Source organism: Georgfuchsia toluolica (genome assembly GCF_907163265.1).
GTDB classification, from domain to species: Bacteria; Pseudomonadota; Gammaproteobacteria; order Burkholderiales; family Rhodocyclaceae; genus Georgfuchsia; species Georgfuchsia toluolica.
Map to the genome: position 1 here is coordinate 259,719 of NZ_CAJQUM010000001.1, position 21,653 is coordinate 281,371.

Consider the following 21,653-nt stretch of genomic DNA (forward strand, 5'->3'; position numbering starts at 1 on the left):
TGATATACCAAGCGGGCCTTATCGCATGCTGACATGAATGGCCAATTTATTACGTGCGCCAACGTACAGAGAAAAATGGGGAACTGGAGCAGGGTGACAAGCGGATTGCAATTATTTGCCGTAGTGAAAGAGCTTCACATGAGGACTCGCCCCAGTTTGATTGTTATGAGTATTGCGCTTGCAGGCGTGATAGCGTTTTTTATCGCCGGCTGTAACCAGCCTCGGGAAGCGGCTGAGGAGACATTGCCGAACCCCACGGCAAGGGCAAAGATTAACGACAGCGTGATTACCACCACGGTTAAATTAGCCCTGCTTGCCGAGCCCGGCGTCAACGGCCTGGATTTCAAGGTCGAAACCCGCAAAGGGAAAGTCAAGTTGAGCGGTTATATCGACAATCAGATGCAAATCGATCGCTTGATTGCCGTCACCCGCGGAGTGCCGGGTGTCAAAGGCATCAAAATTACAGTTAACCCGAAAGCCACAGTCAGGATGGCGGGCAACAAAACCAAGGCCAAAACTGTGGCAAGCAGGGTCAAAGCCGTGCGTCTTGCCGTTGCAAGTGCTATGAACCTGGATACTGCTGTTGCCCTGCGTAAAGATGAAGGCCCTCCCCATGGCTTTGTCGATGATCAGAGTCAGATTGACGACAGCATCGAAATTGCGCGCGGCATCGATGGCATGCGCAGCATCAGCAATGAAATGAGCAACAGAGAGTAAGCTGGAATTGTCTGATTTGGATGGTTTCAGCATCGCTAATAGTCCGTTCCGGCAAACCGCTTACCGTTCGCGGTGAGCTTGTCGAACCGCACTTTCCTTGCCACGACTGGCCTTCGACAGGCTCAGGCCGAACGGTTTTATTGGAATCACATTGCCGGAACGGACTACTGATGCGGGCGGGCGATTGCCCTCCTGGACGTTCCGGCTTGATTTCAGCGGCGCTATCAGCGAATCTTGAAAGTCGATCGGTCACAAGCTATACATGGCCAAACAGGGCCGGGATCTGCCGGAAATTTGCAACTGAAAATGGAAACTACCCCAGACATCTTGAGAAATTCGATCGGCCTACAACAGTGCCGCTGGCATGCGTTTTCCGATGGGCGGGAGTTGCAACAAGCAGCGATCGAAATGATTACGTCCAGCGCGGCAGAGGCGATTCATGAACGGGGGCAGTTTCATTTCGTGCTCGCCGGTGGAAGCACGCCGCGCGGAATCTATCACGGCTTATCCGCCGCCCCAACTGATTGGTCCGCGTGGCATATCTATTTCAGCGACGAGCGCTGTTTGCCGCCCCTTGATCCAGAGCGCAACTCGCGTATGGCCGCCGAGGTTTGGCTCGATCGGGTGCCCATTCCCCAGGCGCAGTTGCACGCTATACGAGGTGAGCTGGGTGCGCTTCAAGCAAGCCGCATGTATGCTGAAACACTGCGCACTGTCGGCGCATTCGATTTGGTGCTGCTCGGGCTTGGCGAGGACGGTCATACGGCGAGCCTGTTTCCTGGACATGAATGGGGAATTGTCCCCGGATCGCAAGATACGCTGGCGGTGTACGCTGCACCCAAACTGCCGCCGCAGCGGGTGTCCTTGAGTGCGACGCGCTTGAGCCGCGCTCGGCAAGTGATGTTTGTGGTCAGCGGCGAGTCCAAACATACGGCGGTCGCCGAATGGCGTGCCGGCAAAAACATTCCGGCGCGGGCGATCATGCCGCAAGCGGGTGTCGATGTGCTGGTGGATGCCACGCTGCTCGTGCCGATAGCACACTAGTACTTAGTCATCACGAATTTGATGGATCGGGTTAAAACAAGATTTTTCGCCACCAAGACACCAGGGTCACTAAGGTGCACCAAGAACTTCAAATTCAATATTGTTTTTCCCTGGTGATACTTGGTGTCCTTGGTGCCTTGGTGGTAAGAGATTTTTATGTTATCCATCAGTATCGCTTTGACTGACTACTAGATAAGCAAGGAGGTTCGAGATGCAACTCGGCATGATCGGATTGGGGCGCATGGGAGCCAGTTTGGTGCGGCGCTTGACGAAGGATGGCCACCACTGCGTCGTCTACGACGTGATCCCGGCTGCTGTGAAGAAGGTCGCGGGTCGAGGCGTTCGGGGCTCGGCCTCGATCGACGAACTGATTGCCAAGCTGGCCAAGCCGCGCGCGGTCTGGGTCATGGTTCCCGCCGGCGTGGCTGGCAAGACCATCGAGAAACTGGCCGCGTGCATGGATGCCGGCGACATCATCATCGACGGCGGCAACAGCTATTACCGCGACGATGTTCTGCGCGCGAAGACGCTCAAGAAGAGCGGCATACACTACGTCGATTGTGGCACCAGCGGCGGGGTGTTCGGACTGGAACGCGGCTACTGTCTGATGATCGGTGGCGAGAAACGGATCGTCAAACACCTGGACCCGATTTTCAGGAGCATTGCGCCCGGCGTGACAGTCGCGCCGCGCACTCCGGGCAAGCAGGGCACTCCCTCCCCTGCCGAGCACGGCTATCTGCATTGCGGCCCGACCGGCGCTGGCCATTTCGTCAAGATGGTCCACAACGGCATCGAGTACGGCCTGATGGCGGCTTATGCCGAAGGCCTGAACATCCTGCGCAACGCCAATGCAGGCAAGCGCGGGCGCGAGACGGATGCCGAAACAGCGCCGCTGCGCGATGCGGAGTATTACCAATATGACCTCGATCTGCCGCAAATCACGGAAGTGTGGCGCCGCGGCAGCGTGATCGGATCGTGGCTGCTGGATCTGACTGCCAGTTCGCTCCTCAACGACCCGAGGCTGGAGGACTATGCCGGCCGCGTCTCGGATTCCGGCGAAGGGCGATGGACCATCGCGGCTGCGCTCGACGAAGCCGTGCCGGTCCCGGTTCTTAGCGCAGCGCTGTATGAGCGCTTCAGTTCGCGCGATGGAGCCGATTTCGCCAACCGCGTGTTGTCCGCGATGCGCAAGCAGTTTGGCGGGCACGACGAAAAGAAGAAAGGGGAACGCTGAGATGAACGTCATCAGGCGCGACACGGCGACATCGGATGCGCTGGTACTTTTCGGCGTTACCGGCGATCTCGCACACAAGAAAGTCTTCCCGGCGCTCTATGCGATGACAAAGCGGGGCGTACTCGACGTTCCGGTGGTAGGCGTCGCTTCCTCGAAGTGGAGTCTGGCGCAGTTGCGCAAACGGGCGACAGACAGCATAAGGGCATGCCACGGCAGGATCGATGACCAGTCCGCCTTGCGCCATCTACTCTCCCTGCTGCGTTATGTCGTTGGCAACTATAACGATGCGGACACTTTCAACGCGCTGAAGCACGCGCTGGGCGACGCCCGGCGCCCAGCCTATTACCTGGCGATTCCGCCTTCGCTGTTTGCACCGGTCATCGAGGGAATCGGCGCCGCGGGTCTGGCCGAGCACGCACGCGTCATCATCGAAAAACCCTTCGGACGCGATCTGGCCTCGGCGCACGAACTTAATCGCATCGCGCGCTCTGTGTTTTCAGAAGATTCTATTTTCCGCATCGATCACTTCCTCGGCAAGGAAGCGATCATGAACATCCTCTATTTCCGCTTTGCCAATTCGTTCCTGGAGCCGATCTGGAACCGCAATTGCGTGGCCAGCGTCCAGATCACGATGGCCGAGGATTTCGGCGTCGGTAGCCGCGGCGCGTTTTATGAAACTGCCGGTTGCCTGCGCGACGTCATCGAGAACCATTTGTTTCAGATAGTCGCACTGCTGGCGATGGAGCCGCCTGCCTTTAGAGGGTACGGGGCCGTGCACGACGAAAAATGCAAGGTGTTCCAGGCCATGCGGCCGCTAACGCCCGCCGACCTGGTATGCGGTCAGTATGCCGGCTACCGGAAGGAACCGGGTGTGGCAAAAAACTCCGCCGTCGAGACCTACTGCGCACTGCGGCTGTTCATCGATTCGTGGCGCTGGCAGGGTGTGCCGTGGTACCTGCGTTCGGGCAAATGCCTGGCCGAGACCGTAGCCGAGGTTCTGGTGGAATTGAAGCCGCCGCCGCAGCGCTTGTTCGCCGACTCGGCACCCGCGACCGGCCCGGCCAATTACCTGCGCTTCCGGATCTCCCCCGGCTCCGCCGTCGCATTGGCCGCCCGCGTCAAACGCGCAGGCAAGGAGTTCGTAGGCGATCAGCGCGAGCTCTACCTGCTCGATGAACGGCCGGGCGAGGAAGCACCCTATGAGCGACTTCTGGGCGACGCCATGGTTGGCGATGGAGCGCTGTTCGCACGCGAGGATTCAATCGAGGCCGCCTGGGCCGTGGTCGACCCGATTCTGACCCGGCATCACCCGGCTGTGCCATACAAAGCCGGCAGCTGGGGGCCCAAACAAGCGGACGCGCTGCTTGCAGGGGGCTGCTGCTGGCACAACCCCATGCCGGAACGGGCGTAAACATCACGGCCGCAGACGACGGGGTATTTCGATAATACGTTGCCCGACAACGACCCGGTGAAAGACAATCTTGACGCCATTGCCTGGCAGTTCAGCGGCTGACCCTGTCAATAAAGTGACATACACTGCGCTACGCGATTACGAACCAAGGGGTAGGGAGTTTGAATCTCTCCGGGCGCGCCACATACAGGCAAGGGCTGATTCCATTGGGAATCCAGCTCTTCTTCATTCAGTTACGCGAGATGAAACTGGGCACTGACCAAAATCTGATGAGAAGCACGCCTGCCTATTACAGGCAGTTCTGCAAAAGAATTCACGGTCTTTTCCAAGATATATTTGTATTATTGGCTATCACTACTCGAACTCAATAGGAAATCGAAATGAAACGAATGATGATTTTGGTGCTTATGGCCGGACTGCCCCTGTTTTCTCAGGGAAGCGATCTACGGATTAATCTCGATTCACTGCGGATTCAGAGTGGCAATACCACAATTAGCATTGGCGATCAGGATAAGCGTGGCTACTACTGGGACGGAAATGAATGGCGCGATCCTGTTTATTGGGAGAAGCACCATGGCAAAGGTAAAGGGCAAGGTCAGGGTCAGGGTCAGGGTCAGGGCTATCATTGCCCACCAGGTCAGGCAAAGAAGGGAAATTGCTGAGACACATCTCGCTAAGAGGCATACAAGCTACCGCATCAAAACTACCTCTATCCAGTGCCCACAGATGTCCAGATTCATCTTCTCGGGCGCGCCACATACAAGAAAGGGCTGATTCCACAGGGAAATCAGCCCTTATCCATTCCAGTTACGCGAGATGAAACTGGGCACCAGGCCCTTCATCTGGCAGCGGCAACGCAGTATCTGATACCTCGGGCATGTTCAGGTTGCAGATGTTGCTCGCCCCGATACTGTCAAAGAGATCGGCTATCTGGTCGTGTTATCCGTTACGGACAGGTGACCGCTGTGCCCGCATCTCCATCGAGCGGCGTCGTACTCGGAAACGGTTCATTTATTGCCAAATCGAAAACACAGGCAGCAGACGTGTTGAACAGTTTTGGTCCCGCCATCCCCGGCTGGTTCGTGTATCCCCACGAATTGACCGAAACGATAGGGCCATTGCCTGTCGATGTGTTCATAGGCTGCACCCAGGGGCCGCCCGATGATCCGCCAGTCAGCCCGCAGCTTGGCAGCCACCAATTGACTGTGCCTTGCGTTGTCATGTCCTCGGCACAGTACATGAATTTCGGATCCTCGCTATATGAATAGCCTAGTGCGTATGTGAAATCGGGGCTGGTGCTTCCGGTTATTCCGTCATTGACATTTACGCCGGAAAAACTGATTGTCATGGCGCCTGCCGCATTATCGAGCGCCTCGGTGGAGGACAAACTGCCTTCGTGCGCGCCTGAATCAAGGACGACGTAGAAAGCGTAATCCCAGGCAATGTTGTCGGGGAATGTCCTGCTCGTCCAGTTGTTATCGACGACTCCAAAGGAGGGAACCCAGCACCCAATTGGATCATTGGTGCAGTTGAGGTCGGTTCCGGAACCGGTCGTGCCGGCCTGGTCGGGAATGAACATGACGTTGCGCGCGAATGCCTTGTTGACATCGTCGTAGACACAATGCGCTGCCGTGATGACTACAGAACGCCCGGATGTGGCGTCAGCTGCGACCGTGCCTGAGCACACATACCCCGTCCACGGCCCTTGGCGCTTGGAGTTGTTCGGCATTTCAAAATAGAGGCGCCCGGCCGCCATTTGAACCAGACCACCAGCGGTCCAGGGATTGCTGGTAACAGTGTCTCCACTGCCAGAGCTACCACCATTGGTGCTAACCGTGAAATTGACGATTCCAGAAGAGCCGGTATTGCCACCTTTGCGGGCTCCATCTTTAGCCTCTACCCACCAACTCCAGTTGCCGTCCGTGAAACCCTGGAGGGCAACGGTCCAGATATCAGTTCCGGCGGATTTGGTCGCCGAAAATGACTGCGCGGTTGAGCTGCCTTTGCGGATTTTGAATGTGACCGATTTGACACCGCTAACATCTGTAACCTTTGCAGAAAACGTGTAAGACGCGCCGATTGTGGCCCCTGCAGCGGGCATCATGTTGCTGATAGTCGGTGGCGTGGTGTCTCCAGCGGCAGGTTGGCCAAAAGGCGAAATAGTCTTATTGTCTGCAGACGCTTGGGCGGGTGTATCGTGGCCGTAGGGATAGAGAGTTCCGTCTGGTCGTCTCAAATAACCCAAACCCCGCGGGTCGATGACCAGGTCTCTCGGGATTGCATTTGCCCTGCGTTCACTGGTCCAATAGTCGACGACGCGTGCTTTGCTGGCTTCGATGGCTTTCGCGTTTTGTGCTGCTGCATTGACTGAAAACAGAGCGATAGAAATCGAAATCGTCACCCATAGACCGTTCGTTATTGTCGTGATTTTCATTTGTCAGCCCCTAATATTGACTTCTCTGCTGAAGCACAAAAGTAGACTCCTCCAAGGCGAATCACCATCACCGGCATATCGCACACAGGCTGGGTTCGATATGTCTTAATTGTGCAATACGGTGCCGGCGGTTTCTCATGGGGAGTCCCAATTGGCGATGTCATCCCAATAAGCTTCAATCCTTGATTGCTGCTCAATGAATGCGTCCGAGCGACATTGACTATAAGCGCGAGCGCTTTCCGGGCGTATGTTTTCGATACTGAAAAAGATAATCCGTTTGGCAGGGGTAGCAGACCAATTGCGTGAGCGGTTTATGCAACTGAGTGTGATCTCCGGCTCACAATTTGCTGCTAATCGAATAGCAATTCCTGTGACTGCAGTTGGTCGATTTCTGCAGCTCAGAGCAATATAATGATCTCAACCCAGCGCCCATTAGATTCATCATCTCGGGCGCGCCAGTGACAAAAGGGGTTCCGGTTAAAAGAGTCTGTAGTCCCAACCGTGAATGTCGCAGATTTCCTCAGCCAGCGCATGCCACTCGGCGTTATGAACAGTGTTGCTCGTCTCGGACTTGCGGTGGCGCTGGTAAAGGTGGATCATTTCGTGCGCCATCACGCGCGCCAGGCTGCCGAAGGTAGCAATCAGCGCACCACTCACATAGATGACATGGGTTTCTTCAGGGTGGCGGCGGGTCTTTTTCCAAGTGTAGTCGCCGCGATCCCTCCTGTTGCGGGTCACGTGGAATTCAACCTCGTCAGATTCGGGCAAGCCCCATTGCTCGAAGGGCGGCAAGGCGCGCAGGCAGTCGTACATCGCTACGAGGTGATGCGGCATGAGTTGAATCATGCGATCCTGCCTGCAGTGACAGAGTCGGGATCGATCAGCCTGTACTCGTGCTGAGCGTTAATTTGCAGCTGTTCCAGCACTGGTGATCTGGGCAGGCTGATCTGGGTGCTCCTTGTGGTCGCGAATATGCCGCTTCGAAGGGAGAATTGATAAGTCGGCTTTTGGCCGAACTGCGACCCTGACATATTTGCCAAAAGGCTTTCTGAATCGCACAATAAAAATCAATCATACATTAAGGGTCCCCATTTTTTTACCGTGTCAGACCGAGTGCTTTTTCACCCATGTGACATAGCGGTCCATCCAGTCCTGGAGGAATTTTCTGCTCTCAGCACCGATGTCGCCGGCCTGGTCGAACAACCCTTCCTTGACCTGGATAAATGCTTCGGGTTGACCCAGCGTCGGCACGTCCAGGTAGGCGAGGACATTGCGCAAATGCTGCTGCGCCACTGCCGTGCCGATGGCGCCAACCGACACGCCCAGCACACCGGCAGGCTTGCCCGCCCAGGCGCTCTGGCCATAGGGACGCGAGGCATGGTCGATCGCGTTCTTGAGCACGCCAGGGATCGAACGGTTATATTCGGCCGTGACAAACAGCAGGCCCTGGGCAGCCGCGATTTCGGTCTTCAGCCGTTTGACGGACGGGGCCTGGTTCGCGTCGTCATCCTGATTGTAGAGTGGCAAGTCGCCGATCTGCAGCTGCCTGAACGAGAATTCCGGCGGCGCCAATTTCACAATGGCGCTAGCCAGCTTGCGATTGAATGAGTCGCGGCGCAGGCTGCCGACAACAACGGCAATTTCGTAATGGTTCATGAATATCTCCTATAAGTTACAGATGAACTTGAAGCACTCTGTGCATCACCGGCAGTTCACACGCCAGCGCCCCTGGCTCGGATTCGTCCTGGACGCAACAAACAGCCATTACCGCGCGCAAGTCAACAACATGCCAACGAGTCACTGGCATCGAGACAAGTTAATTCAGAAACACCGTTCCTGCGAAAGCGGATCCCTTGTGATGCTTGCCATAGTGGAAACCAATCGTATTAGCGGAGATTATGGGATCCAGCGCGTTATCCGCGTAGGGCAGGGGCGGCAGGACATGCGGAGATGCATCTTCAAACGGGTCATTGCTCATCATTTTTCCTTCGCTGTGGTGAGGTAAAAACCTGACGGTCTACGCTTGTCAAACAAGGCGAAGCTGTCCGCTGAAAGCGGTTGTTGGATGGTTTTCCGGAAATCATTTACTTCATTTTCTCGATTTCTTCTGCTACTTCTTTTGCCCCGTCGGCATAAAACTTTTCTTCATCGGGGGCAAGCTCGTAGAGCAATCGCAGAAATTCTCCAGCATGTACACGTTCCTCGTCCGCTATATCCTTGAGCACTTTAACAGCGAGCTTATTGTCGGTTGACTCGGCAAGCTGCATGTACATCTGAACTGCCCCATATTCACCGGCCACCATGAAACGAATTACTCTGATGAGTTCCTCATTGGTGAGCTTCCTGTCGTTTGCCAACCCTGAAAAAGACGATGCGAACCCTGGCATGATTATTTTCCTTTCCTGTTTCTTCCCGGATTTGTTCTCTTCTCACGAAGGCACAAAGGACCGATTGCCGATGGCGACTTGCTCCGAGGTGAGCAGAAATGAAATCTTGGCCACGATATCCTGTTTGCCACAGAATGCTCTGTGCGCTAGCGCACAGCGGGTTATGCGTGAATGGGGAAAATCAAACATTAATGATAGGCTGCGGGTATCTCGACCTACCCGTCGCAGCCTGCCAGCGTTGCCGATGGAAACTGGAGATGACATGAATGCACCACAGCAACTGCATGATCTGGGTCAAAGCCTCTGGCTCGACAACATTACGCGCGCGCTGCTGACGAACGGCACACTCGGCCGCTATATCAGGGAGTTTGCGGTGACTGGGCTGACCTCCAATCCCGCCATCTTCGATCAGGCCATCAAGAGTGCCGGCATGTACGACGAGGCCATTCGCAAGAAAAAATTGAAGGCAAGTCTGGAGAGGCGTTGTTCTTTGAACTGGCCCTGGAAGACCTCACCCAGGCCGCGGATTTGTTCCGTCCGATCCACGATGCCACCGCTGGCGTGGACGGCTGGGTGTCGCTGGAGGTATCTCCCTTGCTCGCAGACGATACCGCGGGCACCATCAAGGCAGCGGCGCAACTATTTGCGCGCGCGCAACGCCCCAACTTGTTCATCAAGATTCCGGGTACTGGCGCAGGCATTCCGGCGATCGAAGCATCGATCTTCGCCGGTGTGCCGATCAATGTCACGCTGCTGTTCTCGCGCGAGCACTACATCGCGGCGGCTGAAGCGTATATGCGCGGCATCGAGCGGCGTATCGCCGCTGGTCTCGATCCAAAGGTGGCTTCCGTGGCATCGATTTTCGTCAGCCGCTGGGATGTGGCCGTCACGGACAAGGCCTCAGACCAGTTTCGCAATCGCCTCGGCATCGCCATCGCCATGCGTACCTACAAGGCCTACCGCGATCTGCTGGCGTCTCCGCGCTGGCAGAAGCTGGCCGCCTCCGGCGCACGGCCGCAACGCCTGCTATGGGCCAGCACCGGCACCAAGGATCCCGCCGCCTCGGACATCCTTTACATTCAGGCACTGGCGGCGCCCGATACCATCAACACCATGCCCGAAAAGACGCTGCTGGCCTTCGCCGAGCACGGCAAAGTGAACGATGTTTTGCCGGTTGATGAGGGTTATGCCGAGGCAGTGCTCGCGGAATTCACGCGCGAGGGCATTAACGACGAAGCGCTTGCGGCCGAACTCCAGCGCGAAGGCACCGCAGCCTTCGCCAAGTCATGGCATGATCTGATGTCCCGCATCTCCGCCAAAAGCTAAATGCCGAATGGGTAACCCGACAGATGCGTCCGTAAAAGTCAGCCCCCTGGCCGGCAAACCAGCCACAGCGGCAATGCTGGTCAATGTCCCCAGACTCATCACTGCCTACTACAGCGGCATGCCCGACCCTTCGGTGCCGGCCCAGCGTGTCGCGTTCGGTACCTCCGGACACCGCGGCAGCGCGTTCGAACGCAGCTTCAACGAATGGCAGGTGCTGGCCATCAGTCAGGCTATTTGCGATTACCGCAAGCGGCAGGGCATTGGCGGCCCACTGTTCCTCGGCATTGACACGCACGCGTTGTCTGAACCGGCTTGTGTCAGCGCACTTGAAGTGCTTGCAGCCAACGAGGTGGACGTCATGCTCGCGGAGCATGACGAATACACGCCGACCCCCGTAATTTCTCACGCGATACTTACTTACAACTGCGGCCGCGACGCCGGACTGGCGGACGGCATCGTCATCACGCCTTCGCACAACCCGCCCGAGGACGGCGGCTTCAAGTACAACCCGCCCAACGGCGGACCGGCGGACAAGGACGTCACGGGATGGATCGAAGCCAGGGCCAATGCGTTTCTGGCAAGCGGCCTTCAGGGTGTCAAAAGAATGTCCTTCGAGAAAGCGTTGCATGCGACGACGACGCACAGGCACGACTTTCTCAATGCCTACGTGAGCGATCTCGACAAGGTGCTCGACTTGGAGGTGATTCGCGGCGCGAACATCAACATGGGCGTGGATCCGCTTGGCGGCGCGGGTGTTCATTACTGGGCCGCGATTGCGGAGCGCTATGGTTTGAATCTCACGGTTGTGAACCAAGTCGTCGATCCGACCTTCCGCTTCATGACGCTCGATTGGGACGGCCGGATTCGCATGGATCCCTCCTCATCCTACGCCATGCAGGGTTTGATCGAGCTAAAGGATCGCTTCGATATCGCCTTCGCCTGCGACACCGACCACGACCGGCATGGGATCGTCACCCGCAGCGGGGGCTTGATGCCGCCCAATCATTATCTCGCAGTCGCCATCGATTATCTGTTTCAGCATCGGCCTCAGTGGGGCAAGGCTGCGGCGATTGGCAAGACAGTAGTCAGCAGCCGGATGATCGACCGTGTCGCGGCCAGGCTCGGCCGGAAACTCTGCGAGGTGCCGGTCGGATTCAAGTGGTTTGTCGATGGCTTGCTCGACGGCTCGCTTGGCTTTGGCGGGGAAGAAAGTGCGGGTGCAACTTTCCTGCGTCTTGATGGTACGGTCTGGACGACAGACAAGGATGGAATCGTCTCGGCCTTGCTCTCGGCGGAGATCACGGCGCGTTTGGGTCGCGATCCCGGCGAAATCTACCGCGAGCTTACGCGCGAGTTCGGCGAGTGTTTCTCCGACCGGATTGATGCACCGGTGACCCCGGAGCAAAAGCGAATGCTGGCGCAACTCTCGGCACGGCAGGTGCTAAGCAGCGAACTGGCCGGAGAAAGGATATTGAGCATACTTACCCACGCACCAGGCAATGATGCTCCCATCGGCGGGTTGAAAGTGATCGCCGAAAATGGATGGTTTGCTGCGCGCCCCTCCGGTACGGAGAATATCTACAAGATCTATGCCGAAAGCTTTCGAGGAGCTGATCATCTGCGCTGCATCGCAGAGGAGGCGCAGATAATCGTAGACGCTGCATTGGCCGCGCCCACGCAGTAGCCGGGGATTGCGTCCATGACATGAAGGAGAGGCCATGAGTGAACCAGCACAGGGCAGCCACCCGTTATACAACCTGCATCCTGCGGATGTAGAGGGATTCGATGCCCTGGTCGGGCTGGCCCTCGATATGCGATGGACATGGAGCCATGCCACCGACGAGGTCTGGCGGCAGCTGGACCCGGTATTGTGGGACCTGACGCATCACCCGTGTGATGTCCTGCAGACAGTCTCGCGGGAGAAGGTAACGCGTGCGCTCGCCGATCCGGCTTTCCGCAACAAGGTAGACGCCCTTGTACAGTCCCAGAAACGTTCGGAGGATGCGCCCGCGTGGTTTCAGCAAGCTCATCCGAAATCACCGCTGAACTGTGTCGCGTATTTCAGTATGGAGTTCATGTTGAGCGAGGCCCTGCCGATCTATTCGGGAGGACTGGGCAATGTCGCCGGTGACCAGCTCAAGTCTGCCAGCGATCTGGGTGTTCCGGTGGTCGGTGTGGGGCTGCTTTACCAGCAAGGCTATTTTCGTCAGGTAATTGATCGGGATGGCGTACAGCAGGCACTCTACCCGTATAACGATCCGGGACAATTGCCGATTACGCCTTTGCGCAAACCGGATGGGGAATGGTTGCGATTAGAGGTGGTGTTTCCCGGTTACTCGGTCTGGCTGCGTACCTGGCAGGTTCAGGTCGGTTGCGTGAAGCTTTACCTGCTTGACAGCAATGACCCTGCGAATTATCCGGCGCATCGTGGGATCACCAGCGAGTTGTATGGGGGCGGGCCGGAGTTGCGCTTGAAACAAGAGATGGTGCTCGGGATCGGCGGGTGGCGCTTGCTGCGCGCGCTTGGCCTCCAGCCGGAAGTCTGTCATCTCAACGAAGGCCATGCGGCCTTCGCTGTATTGGAACGCGTCCGGACTTTCATGGAGGAAACAGGTCAGCCTTTTGATGTGGCTCTGGCCGTGACAAGAGCGGGCAATCTGTTTACTACGCACACGGCGGTGGCCGTTGGCTTTGATCGTTTTGCGCCGGCCCTCATTGAACAATATCTCGGTGGCTATGCCAGGAAGCTTGGCATCAGTCTCCACGACATGCTGGCACTGGGCCGCCAGAACCCGGACGATCCGTCGGAGAGTTTCAACATGGCTTATTTGGCGATCCGCGGCAGCGGCGCGGTCAATGGCGTAAGCCGCCTGCATGGCAAGGTGAGCCGGCACCTGTTCGAGCCGCTTTTTCCTCATTGGCCGGCGGATGAGGTACCCGTCGGTCACATCACCAACGGAGTTCACATGCCGACCTGGGACTCCGCGGCGGCGGATGATCTTTGGACGCAGGGCTGTGGCAAGGACCGCTGGCTGGGAACGACGGAAACTCTGGGGCAAGACATGCGCTGTGTCTCCGATGCCAGGCTCTGGCAATTTCGCGCCGCCGCCAGTACGGCGCTTGTCGAATACGCTCGCGAGCGCTTGTCCAGGTTACTGGCCGCCTCCGGCGCGTCGTCCGAAGCGGTGGCGGAGGCGGGGCAACTTTTCGATCCCACGGTATTGACCCTCGGCTTTGCACGCCGCTTCGCCGCCTACAAACGCCCCAACTTGCTGCTGTACGACCCAGAGCGGCTGCTGCGCCTGCTGACCAATCCCCAACGCCCGGTGCAACTCATCCTCGCCGGCAAGGCCCATCCGGCGGACCAAGCCGGACAGGCCTTGATTCGGCAGTGGATCCAGTTCATCCGGCGGCCCGAGGCTCGCCGCCATGTGATCTTCCTCAGCGACTACAACATGCTTTTGAGCGAGAACCTGGTGCAGGGGGTCGATGTCTGGATCAACACGCCGCGGCGGCCCTGGGAAGCCTGTGGAACCAGCGGCATGAAGGTGCTGGTCAATGGCGGCATCAATCTGTCTGAACTGGACGGCTGGTGGGCGGAAGCCTACACACCAGACGTAGGCTGGGCGTTGGGGGACGGCCAGGAACATGGCGACGATCCGGCCTGGGATGCGGTCGAAGCCGACGCGCTCTACGACCTGCTTGAACAAAAGGTGATCCCTGAGTTTTATAGCCGCGACGAGAATGGCATTCCCACCGCATGGGTCGCGCGGATGCGGGAAAGCATGGCGCGGTTGACGCCGCTCTTCTCCGCCAACCGCGCGGTGCGCGAATATACCGAGCAACACTACCTCCCGGCGGCCTCGGCCTATCTGGCGCGGGCTGTCAATAAAGGCGCAGCCGGCGTGACTATAGTCAATTGGCGGCGCGCGCTGGAACAAAAATGGGCCGCGTTACGCTTCGGTGAAGTGAAGATAGAGACTGCCGGCGAGCAGCACGTATTTGAGGTTCAAGTGTATCTCGATGACCTCGACCCGGAGACAGTGCGGATCGAACTGTATGCTGACGGAGTTAACGGTACTGCACCGGAGCGGGCGGAAATGAAGCGTGTGCGGCAACTGGTGGGCGCAACAAACGGCTACGCTTATCGCGCAGGCGTGCCCGCAGCGCGCCCGGCGACAGACTATACGGCGCGAGTGATACCGCACCGCGACGGCGTTGCGGTTCCCCTCGAAGCGCCCCGTATCTTGTGGCAGCGATGACCCGAGCGACGCAAAAACCTCCACCGCTGGTTATGACGATTGGTCACTCCACGCACCCGCTCGAGGAATTCATCCGCCTGCTTCAGGCACACGGGGCGACTTGCGTCGTCGATGTACGGACGGTGCCACGGTCCCGACACAATCCTCAGTTCAACCTCGACTCGCTGCCAGGCTCGTTGAAGGATGCCGGATTGGACTACGTTCATCTGCCGCTACTCGGCGGGCTGCGGCATGCCAGGCACGATTCCGACAACCTGGGCTGGCGCAATGCCTCCTTTCGTGGTTATGCTGATTACATGCAGACGGCAGAATTCGAGCAGGGCATCGACGAATTGCTGCATTTGGCGAAAAAGCAGCAGATTGTTTTGATGTGCGCCGAAGCGGTGCCGTGGCGCTGTCATCGTTCGCTTATCGCAGATGCTTTGCTGGTTCGTGGAATTCGTACCGAGCACATCATGAGTGCAACTCGCCGTCAGGTACATGCGCTTACGCCATTTGCCAGGGTGCGAGGCAGTGCGATTACCTATCCGAGCGGGGCTTCAGGGAACGTGTCGGAGGAGGCACCGGCCAAATGCTCCCAGCCGCAGCCCGTGGTGAAGACCACGGAAAAAGAAGGCTGAGCCGCACCCGCACTTGCGCCGGAACCTCGACGTGATCTACATCTCCGGCCCCGGCCATGGCGGCCCGGCGCTGGTGGCGAATACTTGTCTCGAAGGCTGCTACAGCGAAATCCATCCGGACATCAGCCAGGATGAGGCCGGACTCAAGAAGCTGTTTACGGCTATCCGGAATTCGTGATTGACATGTGAATAACGTTGTGCGATGCAGCGAGTCGGTGGTGAGCCTATGCGTTGCATGAACGCTCTGGATGGCAGCAACGTGCCTAATGCCATCATTGGTCGCTTCAACGGTCGAACAACAGACCCTGATGCAGTCCGGCCACTGTGTTCTCCCAGGCCAAATCCTCATTGGGCGGCTATGTGCTGGCTACATGCCATTCTGCGCATCAAGCTGCCGGCAGGATCAACGATGCTTGAAGTCCGCCCAATGAGGATTTGGCCAACAGCAAATCTCCACCGTACATTCGCGCCAGGTCGGCGGTTATGGCAAGCCCCAGTCCCGTACCGGGAACCTGCTCGTCAGCACGAACCCCGCGCTTGATTACGCTATCACGCTCGGCCTCGGCAATGCCATTGCCATCGTCATCGACACTTATCCTGAGCTTGCCGGATTCCTCTTTGACTCGAATCTCGATCCGGGATCGAGCCCACTTGGAGGCGTTGTCGATCAAATTTCCCAACATCTCCTGCAAATCCTGTTCTTCACCTCGGAATGCCAGGTTGGCTTGATCAGAAAGCACGACAAAATCAAGCCAGCGATCTGCATGCACACATTGCATGACCCGTACCAGTCCCTGGATGACAGGCTCAACGGTAGTGCGCATGCCCGGAACTTGTACCGATGCGGCAGCTTGTGCCCGACTCAGGTGGTAATCGACCTGTTTGCGCACGGCATCGACTTGCGAAGTGACCAGACGTGCCAATTCGTCATCCCGTCGCTCGGATGCGTTGGCGGCATTGGCGAGAACGCTCAGCGGCGTTTTGAGCGCATGGGCAAGGTTGCCGGCTTGCGTCCTCGCACGCTCGACCACTTCGGCGTTTTGCACCAGTACACTGTTGAATTCATTCACCAGCGGCAGGATCTCGTTTGGAAATGTACCTTCCATCTGCCGCGCATCGCCGCGCCGCACCCGCCCGAGAGCATCCTGCATGCTGCGCAGCGGAGCAAGCCCGACAAAAACTTGCATCGAAGCGGCGAACGTCAATCCCATTCCTAGTATGCCCAGTGCCAGCCAGAGATGGTCTTTGAAGTCCGCGATAGGCTCTGTCATCAGGCTTTCGTTGGCCGCAACCATCAACTTAAAAGAATGCATGTCAATAGTGACGGCGCGCTCCGCCACCCTTAGGGCTACCCCCTCGGGTCCATCAATCCGATGCTGATGAATCTCTCCGTCCGCTGGAGCATCGGCTGGCACTGCCAAGGATTCGTCCCATAGCGAGCGGGAACGCAATACAGCCTTGACGGGGTGCTCACCCGCAGCGGCGATCCGGTCAATCTGCCAATACAGGCCGGAAAGGGGTTTATTCAGGCGTGGATCACTCGGGGGCAAGCGTATTTGGGCCTGGTTCTGGTCATCCAGAATCAGTTGGGCTGTTAGCTGATCGAGATGATTCTTAAGTTCTGCCTCAAATTGGGCTTCGATGTGCTGATGGAAGAGTTGACCAAGCCCCCAGCCTGCGACCAGAACCGAAGTAATGATCCAAAACAGCGTCCCCGCCAACAGACGAATGCGCAGTGAGTTACGCAAGAGGGCAAAGTTCATTACGCTTTGTTGAATCGGTAGCCCAGTCCGCGCACGGTTTCAATTAGGCCCGGCGGCAGTTTCTTGCGTAAGCGGGCAATGAATACTTCGACCGTATTCGAATCACGGTCGAAATCCTGCGCGTAAATATGTTCAGTCAGTTCCGCTCGAGAAACGATTTCACCTGGATGGTGCATCAGGTAGGCAAGTACCCGGTATTCATGGCTCGTCAGTGTCAGGGCGACCCCATCTACACTGGCACGGCTGCTGCGGGTATCCAGTATCAGCGGGCCGCAAACCAGTTCGGTACTGGCATGCCCGCCGGCACGGCGAATCAGGGCCCGGAGCCTGGCCAGCAACTCTTCCATGTGAAATGGCTTGGTTAGGTAGTCGTCCGCACCGGCATCGATGCCGGCTACTTTCTCCCGCCATGTATCGCGTGCCGTCAGGATCAGCACCGGCAATGTACGACCTGCCGCACGCCATTTCTTGAGAACCGTGATGCCATCCATCTGCGCCAGGCCAATGTCGAGCACGATGGCGTCGTAAGGTTCGGTTTCTCCCATGAAGTGGCCGTCGAGTCCATTGTGGGCCATATCCACCACATAGCCGACCGACTGGATGCCTTCGGCAAGTTGCGCGGCCAGAGCCGGCTCGTCTTCGACGATCAGAATGCGCATCAGCGAGACTCTCCTGGGCGATGCGTTTTGTCATGCTTTTCTTTGAAACCGAGGATGGTGCCGTCTCGAGCGTGGATCTTCAACTTCATCAAGGTGCCTCCCTTACGTAGTAACTTGATTTCATAAACCCACTCACCCATTTCGCGGTCGAGTTCAACCTCCATGACCTGGCCGGGATACTCGCGTTCGACCCGTTCAAGGATCGTCCGCAACGGCAGCACGTCTCCGGCTTCAACGGCTTGGCGGGCACGGTCATGGTCAGCGTTATCCGCTGCGTAACTGACTCTCGTGCCCAGCATCACCAGCATCATCATGACAAAGCCTGTCAGTGTGCGGCGCCATTGGGTGGTGATTATCGACGACATCTTCAACTCCACAGTTTTCCAGCCTGATCTTTTAGCGCTTTGAATCTGAACACAGGATGAACAAGCGATTCAGCATTCATTCAGACGGGGTAGCGCAAAGTGCACTCCACAGTCACATAACTGCCAGGAGAAACGCATGAAGAACATGTTGGTCGTCACCTCAGGAGTTGTCGCCATGATACTCAGCACCGCCTCACTCGCCGGTCCACGCGAAGACCTGCTGGCCCAGTATGCCGCAGCCGCCAAGGCAACAGGCTTTTCAGCGACACGCGGCCAGACCCTGCATACGCAGAATTTTTCGGGTGGAAAGCCTGACACACCCTCCTGCACTACCTGTCATGGCAAGGACACCCGGGGTGCCGGCCGGGCACTGACTGGCAAGACCATCGAACCGGTTGCCGTATCCGTGACGCCAACTCGTTATACCGATCCGGCCAAGGTCGAAAAGTGGTTCAAGCGCAATTGCACCGAAGTTTTGGGGCGCGAATGTACCCCGCAGGAAAAAGGTGACTGGCTCACCTTTGTGATTGGTCAGTAATTCGATCTAAAGGAGACTCCCGTGCGCATTTCTTCTCGTCCAATTGCCATCGGCCTCGTGACCTTTGCCTTTTCTGCCCTTGTATTGGCGCGTGCTCAGGCAGGTGACCGTCATTTCTTTGCACCGGTTGCCGATCCGGTCGTCAAGGAGGAGTGTGGCAGTTGCCATCTGGCCTTTGCCCCCTCGATGCTGCCGGCGCGATCCTGGCAACGCATGATGGGCGAACTGGACAATCATTTCGGGGATAACGCCAGCCTTGATGCGGCCACCGCCGAGAAGATTACCCGCTATTTCGTCGCTAATGCAGGCGATGCGGGTGGTCAGCGCTACAGCAGCAAATTGCTCAGAAGCGTGTCTGCAGGGGCGGCTCCGCAACGCATTACGGAATTGCCCAAGTGGGTCAGCGAACATCGCAAAGTGCCCGACTGGGAGTGGCGTCACAAGGAGGTACGCACCAAGGCGAACTGCGTCGCCTGCCATCCGGCAGCAGACCAGGGCTATTACGAAGAATGATCATTTCCGACACCCATTTGAGCAGGAGGATTTAACCATGCGCACATTAACCATCGCTTCACTGCTTGCCACTGTTTTCTTCTCCATGTCGAGCCATGCCCAGGATGGCCGCTCAGCCAATACCGGCAAGGTGAAATGGCTATCGATTCCAGAAGTACATGCCAGATTGGAGTCTGCCGGCTATCGCAATATCGAGAAGGTCGAACGTGAAAGTGGCTGCTATGAGGTCAAGGCAACTGATCCGGCTGGTCGTCGGATCAAGTTGTATGTGCATCCCCAGACCGGCGAAGTCATCAATCAGCGACAGCATGACACCAAACGCGACAAATACGAAGGTGGCTATGCAAAAAACAATCAGCGTAATTCAGCTGACTGCAACGAGCGGCGCTGCCGTGATGACTTGCCCCAACAGAGAACCCCACAACCCGCCGCTGGAAAATGATTAATCAGAGTTCTGACATGAAAATCTTGCTCGGTTCGCTTCTCGCCATGGTCTCAGTCGCTTGGGGAATGGGTGTATCTGCCACGGGCGGCAGCAGTGGCGGCAGCCTGCCATGGGTAATCCGACAGGAAGCCCATTATATAAGCGGTCTTCTGTCCCTCGCCTTGATGTCGCTGGCAATGTACTTATCTACACGCCCCGTCTGGCTTGAAACCCCGCTCGGCGGCATGGACCGAGTTTATCGCACCCACAAATGGGCTGGCATTCTCGGGGTGAGCTTTGCGGTAGTGCACTGGCTGGTCGAGGAAGTTGTTGGAGACATTCTCAAGGCGATGGTCGGCCGCGAAGGACGCATACCCAAGGAGAAGTTCACCGGCTTCCTCGAAGTGATGCGCGACCTGGCCAAGGACATGGGCGAGTGGACGTTTTATTTTGTGCTGGCGATGCTGGTCATCACCCTATGGAAGCGATTCCCCTATAAACCCTGGCGAGTATTGCATCAGGCAATGCCGGTGCTTTATTTGATGCTGGCGCTACATGCAGCTATGCTCGCTCCCACCGATTATTGGACACAGCCAGTTGGCATTCTCATCGCGTTGTTCGGCGCTGCCGGAATCTATGGCGCCCTATACTCACTGGCCGGTTGCATCGGACGCTCACGCCGCGCCAGCGGGACAGTGGCGGCCATCGAGCAACCTGCCCCGGATGTGCTCACCGTCAGTTGCCAACTCGACAACAACTGGCGTGGTCATCGCCCCGGACAGTTTGCATTCATTACCTTCGACGATAAAGAAGGGGCTCATCCATTCACGATCGCCAGCGCGGATCGGGGTGATCGGAGCATCAGTTTCCAGATCAAGGTGCTCGGTGATTACACCCGCACCCTGAGTAAGCGGCTGGAAGTCGGTCACGCCGTCAAGGTTGAGGGGCCTTATGGTCGCTTCGATATGGCCCGGCAGGATTCGAGTGCCCGACAAATCTGGATTGCCGGCGGGATCGGAGTGACGCCCTTCCTGGCCTGGCTGGACTCGTTGCAACAGGCGCCGAACCAGGTTTCAGCGGATCTCCACTACTGCACCCGTGATCGAACCAATGATCCCTTTGTCGCCCGCATCGAGGCAGGCTGCGCCACGTTGCCTGGCATCCGTCTGCACATTTATGGCGCCCAACAGGGCGAAACATTGAGTGCTGCCGATGTGGCCGCTGCACAGAATGGTTCACGCCGGTCGGAAATCTGGTTCTGTGGGCCACAAGGATTGGCCGAAAAGCTCAAGCATGAACTTGGGTGTATTGGGCAAGGCCGGTTCAGTTTTCATCAAGAAGCATTTGAAATGCGGTGACACCTGTTATCCATCTGACCAAAGGAATGAAATCATGAAAGCCCTCCCGATCATCCTGCTTGCTATGTCCATGACGACCGCAGCATTGGGGTGAGTATCAAGTCCTTTGTGCGGGCTTGCGGCCAAGCGAAGGCGATACCGTTCCTCAAGCCGAAGTCTTCTCGAGCATTGTTGAACCCGCATCGGCAGCGACCCGGAGCGGATTCAGGAACCCGGGACTCCTAATTTGCCAATGTCGTGGAATGAAGCAGAGATTTTTAGAATAACCAGTTCATCGGCAGTCAAGCCACATGCCACCCCTATAGCCTCGGACAGGCCAAGTACGCGCTCGAAGTGAAGTTGTGTAAAGATATCGCGGAAACTTGATTCATATCCGGGCGGGGTCGGATCTCGGATAATGTCTTGCTGTCGCGGCCGAGCGACATAAAAACTCAATTGATCTTGGCGCTTTGAGCGCTATCCAGCGAACACTGTCTCCAAGGAGAGACTGCGTTAGGCCGTGTTTGCATGGTGCAGCCACTTAACCCATTGATTTCCCCGCCTCCGTCCTGGAGTGGCATGGCGATTGCTGCGAGAAGGCGACCTCCCGATCGAAACC

At 57.3% G+C, this 21,653-nt stretch carries 20 protein-coding genes and 2 pseudogenes; 14 read left to right on the forward strand and 8 right to left on the reverse strand.

Going from position 1 to position 21,653, the window contains the following annotated elements:
- Positions 1-33: 33 nt before the first annotated feature.
- The 5 genes from K5E80_RS01210 to K5E80_RS01230 all read left to right on the forward strand — a co-directional run bounded on the left by K5E80_RS01210 (position 34) and on the right by K5E80_RS01230 (position 5,068).
- Entirely contained in the window at positions 34-717 is a 684-nt protein-coding gene (locus K5E80_RS01210; RefSeq protein ID WP_220634438.1) for a BON domain-containing protein, read from the forward strand.
- A gap of 306 nt (positions 718-1,023) precedes the next feature.
- Positions 1,024-1,761, forward strand: coding sequence for a 6-phosphogluconolactonase (gene pgl / locus K5E80_RS01215; RefSeq protein WP_220634439.1), 738 nt, complete (start codon positions 1,024-1,026; stop codon positions 1,759-1,761).
- A gap of 211 nt (positions 1,762-1,972) precedes the next feature.
- On the forward strand, positions 1,973-2,995 hold the full coding sequence (gene gnd, locus K5E80_RS01220) for a phosphogluconate dehydrogenase (NAD(+)-dependent, decarboxylating) (protein ID WP_220634440.1): 1,023 nt from the start codon (positions 1,973-1,975) through the stop codon (positions 2,993-2,995).
- Between the two features lies 1 nt (position 2,996).
- On the forward strand, positions 2,997-4,406 hold the full coding sequence (gene zwf / locus K5E80_RS01225; protein WP_220634441.1) for a glucose-6-phosphate dehydrogenase: 1,410 nt from the start codon (positions 2,997-2,999) through the stop codon (positions 4,404-4,406).
- Between the two features lie 380 nt (positions 4,407-4,786).
- Complete coding sequence (locus K5E80_RS01230; protein WP_220634442.1) at positions 4,787-5,068, forward strand: DUF2502 domain-containing protein; 282 nt, start codon at positions 4,787-4,789, stop codon at positions 5,066-5,068.
- Between the two features lie 284 nt (positions 5,069-5,352).
- On the opposite strand, the gene K5E80_RS01235 is transcribed toward K5E80_RS01230, so the two are convergent.
- The 5 genes from K5E80_RS01235 to K5E80_RS01255 form a co-directional block, all read right to left on the reverse strand.
- Entirely contained in the window at positions 5,353-6,840 is a 1,488-nt protein-coding gene (locus tag K5E80_RS01235; protein WP_220634443.1) for a trypsin-like serine peptidase, read from the reverse strand.
- Positions 6,841-7,317: 477 nt separating this feature from the next.
- Entirely contained in the window at positions 7,318-7,686 is a 369-nt protein-coding gene (locus K5E80_RS01240; RefSeq protein WP_220634444.1) for a SprT-like domain-containing protein, read from the reverse strand.
- 258 nt (positions 7,687-7,944) lie between these two features.
- Positions 7,945-8,496: an NADPH-dependent FMN reductase gene (locus tag K5E80_RS01245; protein WP_220634445.1), complete on the reverse strand. Its 552-nt coding sequence runs from the start codon at positions 8,494-8,496 to the stop codon at positions 7,945-7,947.
- Between the two features lie 160 nt (positions 8,497-8,656).
- The gene (locus K5E80_RS01250; protein ID WP_425514526.1) at positions 8,657-8,821 is read right to left on the reverse strand and encodes a hypothetical protein; all 165 of its coding nucleotides are present in this window, start codon (positions 8,819-8,821) and stop codon (positions 8,657-8,659) included.
- A gap of 103 nt (positions 8,822-8,924) precedes the next feature.
- The gene (locus K5E80_RS01255; RefSeq protein WP_220634446.1) at positions 8,925-9,227 is read right to left on the reverse strand and encodes a ferritin family protein; all 303 of its coding nucleotides are present in this window, start codon (positions 9,225-9,227) and stop codon (positions 8,925-8,927) included.
- Between the two features lie 262 nt (positions 9,228-9,489).
- On the opposite strand from K5E80_RS01255, the pseudogene tal reads away from it, so the two are divergent.
- The 5 genes and pseudogenes from tal to K5E80_RS01280 form a co-directional block, all read left to right on the forward strand.
- A pseudogene (gene tal, locus K5E80_RS01260) lies at positions 9,490-10,553 on the forward strand (transaldolase).
- 7 nt (positions 10,554-10,560) lie between these two features.
- A complete protein-coding gene (gene pgm, locus K5E80_RS01265; RefSeq protein ID WP_220634447.1) occupies positions 10,561-12,237 on the forward strand; it encodes a phosphoglucomutase (alpha-D-glucose-1,6-bisphosphate-dependent) in 1,677 nt (558 codons plus the stop codon).
- 34 nt (positions 12,238-12,271) lie between these two features.
- Positions 12,272-14,815, forward strand: a complete 2,544-nt coding sequence (gene glgP, locus K5E80_RS01270; protein ID WP_220634448.1) for an alpha-glucan family phosphorylase — start codon at positions 12,272-12,274, stop codon at positions 14,813-14,815.
- On the forward strand, positions 14,812-15,435 hold the full coding sequence (locus tag K5E80_RS01275) for a DUF488 domain-containing protein (RefSeq protein ID WP_220634449.1): 624 nt from the start codon (positions 14,812-14,814) through the stop codon (positions 15,433-15,435). Before glgP ends, K5E80_RS01275 begins: the two co-directional genes overlap by 4 nt.
- 16 nt (positions 15,436-15,451) lie before the next feature.
- Positions 15,452-15,592: pseudogene (locus K5E80_RS01280) on the forward strand (phosphoketolase family protein); the annotation flags it as partial.
- Between the two features lie 229 nt (positions 15,593-15,821).
- Here K5E80_RS01280 and K5E80_RS01285 read toward each other — a convergent pair.
- The 3 genes from K5E80_RS01285 to K5E80_RS01295 are packed head-to-tail and all read right to left on the reverse strand — an operon-like array spanning position 15,822 to position 18,222.
- Positions 15,822-17,198: a sensor histidine kinase gene (locus K5E80_RS01285; protein ID WP_220634450.1), complete on the reverse strand. Its 1,377-nt coding sequence runs from the start codon at positions 17,196-17,198 to the stop codon at positions 15,822-15,824.
- A complete protein-coding gene (locus K5E80_RS01290) occupies positions 17,198-17,857 on the reverse strand; it encodes a response regulator transcription factor (protein WP_220634451.1) in 660 nt (219 codons plus the stop codon). The genes K5E80_RS01285 and K5E80_RS01290 overlap by 1 nt, the downstream gene beginning before the upstream one ends.
- Positions 17,857-18,222: a PepSY domain-containing protein gene (locus K5E80_RS01295; protein WP_220634452.1), complete on the reverse strand. Its 366-nt coding sequence runs from the start codon at positions 18,220-18,222 to the stop codon at positions 17,857-17,859. Before K5E80_RS01295 ends, K5E80_RS01290 begins: the two co-directional genes overlap by 1 nt.
- A gap of 136 nt (positions 18,223-18,358) precedes the next feature.
- On the opposite strand from K5E80_RS01295, the gene K5E80_RS01300 reads away from it, so the two are divergent.
- From K5E80_RS01300 to K5E80_RS01315, 4 genes are read left to right on the forward strand one after another with little or no spacing between them, the layout of a single operon-like run.
- Positions 18,359-18,760: a DUF1924 domain-containing protein gene (locus K5E80_RS01300; protein WP_220634453.1), complete on the forward strand. Its 402-nt coding sequence runs from the start codon at positions 18,359-18,361 to the stop codon at positions 18,758-18,760.
- A 21-nt stretch (positions 18,761-18,781) separates the two neighbouring features.
- On the forward strand, positions 18,782-19,273 hold the full coding sequence (locus K5E80_RS01305; protein WP_220634454.1) for a diheme cytochrome c: 492 nt from the start codon (positions 18,782-18,784) through the stop codon (positions 19,271-19,273).
- A 37-nt stretch (positions 19,274-19,310) separates the two neighbouring features.
- A complete protein-coding gene (locus K5E80_RS01310) occupies positions 19,311-19,715 on the forward strand; it encodes a PepSY domain-containing protein (RefSeq protein ID WP_220634455.1) in 405 nt (134 codons plus the stop codon).
- Between the two features lie 17 nt (positions 19,716-19,732).
- Positions 19,733-21,055: a ferredoxin reductase family protein gene (locus K5E80_RS01315; protein WP_220634456.1), complete on the forward strand. Its 1,323-nt coding sequence runs from the start codon at positions 19,733-19,735 to the stop codon at positions 21,053-21,055.
- The last annotated feature ends 598 nt before the right edge of the window (positions 21,056-21,653 follow it).

What these genes read in the sequence shown, in the direction of transcription:
- K5E80_RS01210 (WP_220634438.1), top strand. Translation starts at nt 34, where the DNA reads ATGAATGGCCAATTTATTACGTGCGCCAACGTACAGAGAAAAATGGGG.
- pgl (WP_220634439.1), top strand. Translation starts at nt 1,024, where the DNA reads ATGGAAACTACCCCAGACATCTTGAGAAATTCGATCGGCCTACAACAG.
- gnd (WP_220634440.1), top strand. Translation starts at nt 1,973, where the DNA reads ATGCAACTCGGCATGATCGGATTGGGGCGCATGGGAGCCAGTTTGGTG.
- zwf (WP_220634441.1), top strand. Translation starts at nt 2,997, where the DNA reads ATGAACGTCATCAGGCGCGACACGGCGACATCGGATGCGCTGGTACTT.
- K5E80_RS01230 (WP_220634442.1), top strand. Translation starts at nt 4,787, where the DNA reads ATGAAACGAATGATGATTTTGGTGCTTATGGCCGGACTGCCCCTGTTT.
- K5E80_RS01235 (WP_220634443.1), bottom strand. Translation starts at nt 6,840, where the DNA reads ATGAAAATCACGACAATAACGAACGGTCTATGGGTGACGATTTCGATT.
- K5E80_RS01240 (WP_220634444.1), bottom strand. Translation starts at nt 7,686, where the DNA reads ATGATTCAACTCATGCCGCATCACCTCGTAGCGATGTACGACTGCCTG.
- K5E80_RS01245 (WP_220634445.1), bottom strand. Translation starts at nt 8,496, where the DNA reads ATGAACCATTACGAAATTGCCGTTGTTGTCGGCAGCCTGCGCCGCGAC.
- K5E80_RS01250 (WP_425514526.1), bottom strand. Translation starts at nt 8,821, where the DNA reads ATGATGAGCAATGACCCGTTTGAAGATGCATCTCCGCATGTCCTGCCG.
- K5E80_RS01255 (WP_220634446.1), bottom strand. Translation starts at nt 9,227, where the DNA reads ATGCCAGGGTTCGCATCGTCTTTTTCAGGGTTGGCAAACGACAGGAAG.
- pgm (WP_220634447.1), top strand. Translation starts at nt 10,561, where the DNA reads ATGGGTAACCCGACAGATGCGTCCGTAAAAGTCAGCCCCCTGGCCGGC.
- glgP (WP_220634448.1), top strand. Translation starts at nt 12,272, where the DNA reads ATGAGTGAACCAGCACAGGGCAGCCACCCGTTATACAACCTGCATCCT.
- K5E80_RS01275 (WP_220634449.1), top strand. Translation starts at nt 14,812, where the DNA reads ATGACCCGAGCGACGCAAAAACCTCCACCGCTGGTTATGACGATTGGT.
- K5E80_RS01285 (WP_220634450.1), bottom strand. Translation starts at nt 17,198, where the DNA reads ATGAACTTTGCCCTCTTGCGTAACTCACTGCGCATTCGTCTGTTGGCG.
- K5E80_RS01290 (WP_220634451.1), bottom strand. Translation starts at nt 17,857, where the DNA reads ATGCGCATTCTGATCGTCGAAGACGAGCCGGCTCTGGCCGCGCAACTT.
- K5E80_RS01295 (WP_220634452.1), bottom strand. Translation starts at nt 18,222, where the DNA reads ATGTCGTCGATAATCACCACCCAATGGCGCCGCACACTGACAGGCTTT.
- K5E80_RS01300 (WP_220634453.1), top strand. Translation starts at nt 18,359, where the DNA reads ATGAAGAACATGTTGGTCGTCACCTCAGGAGTTGTCGCCATGATACTC.
- K5E80_RS01310 (WP_220634455.1), top strand. Translation starts at nt 19,311, where the DNA reads ATGCGCACATTAACCATCGCTTCACTGCTTGCCACTGTTTTCTTCTCC.
- K5E80_RS01315 (WP_220634456.1), top strand. Translation starts at nt 19,733, where the DNA reads ATGAAAATCTTGCTCGGTTCGCTTCTCGCCATGGTCTCAGTCGCTTGG.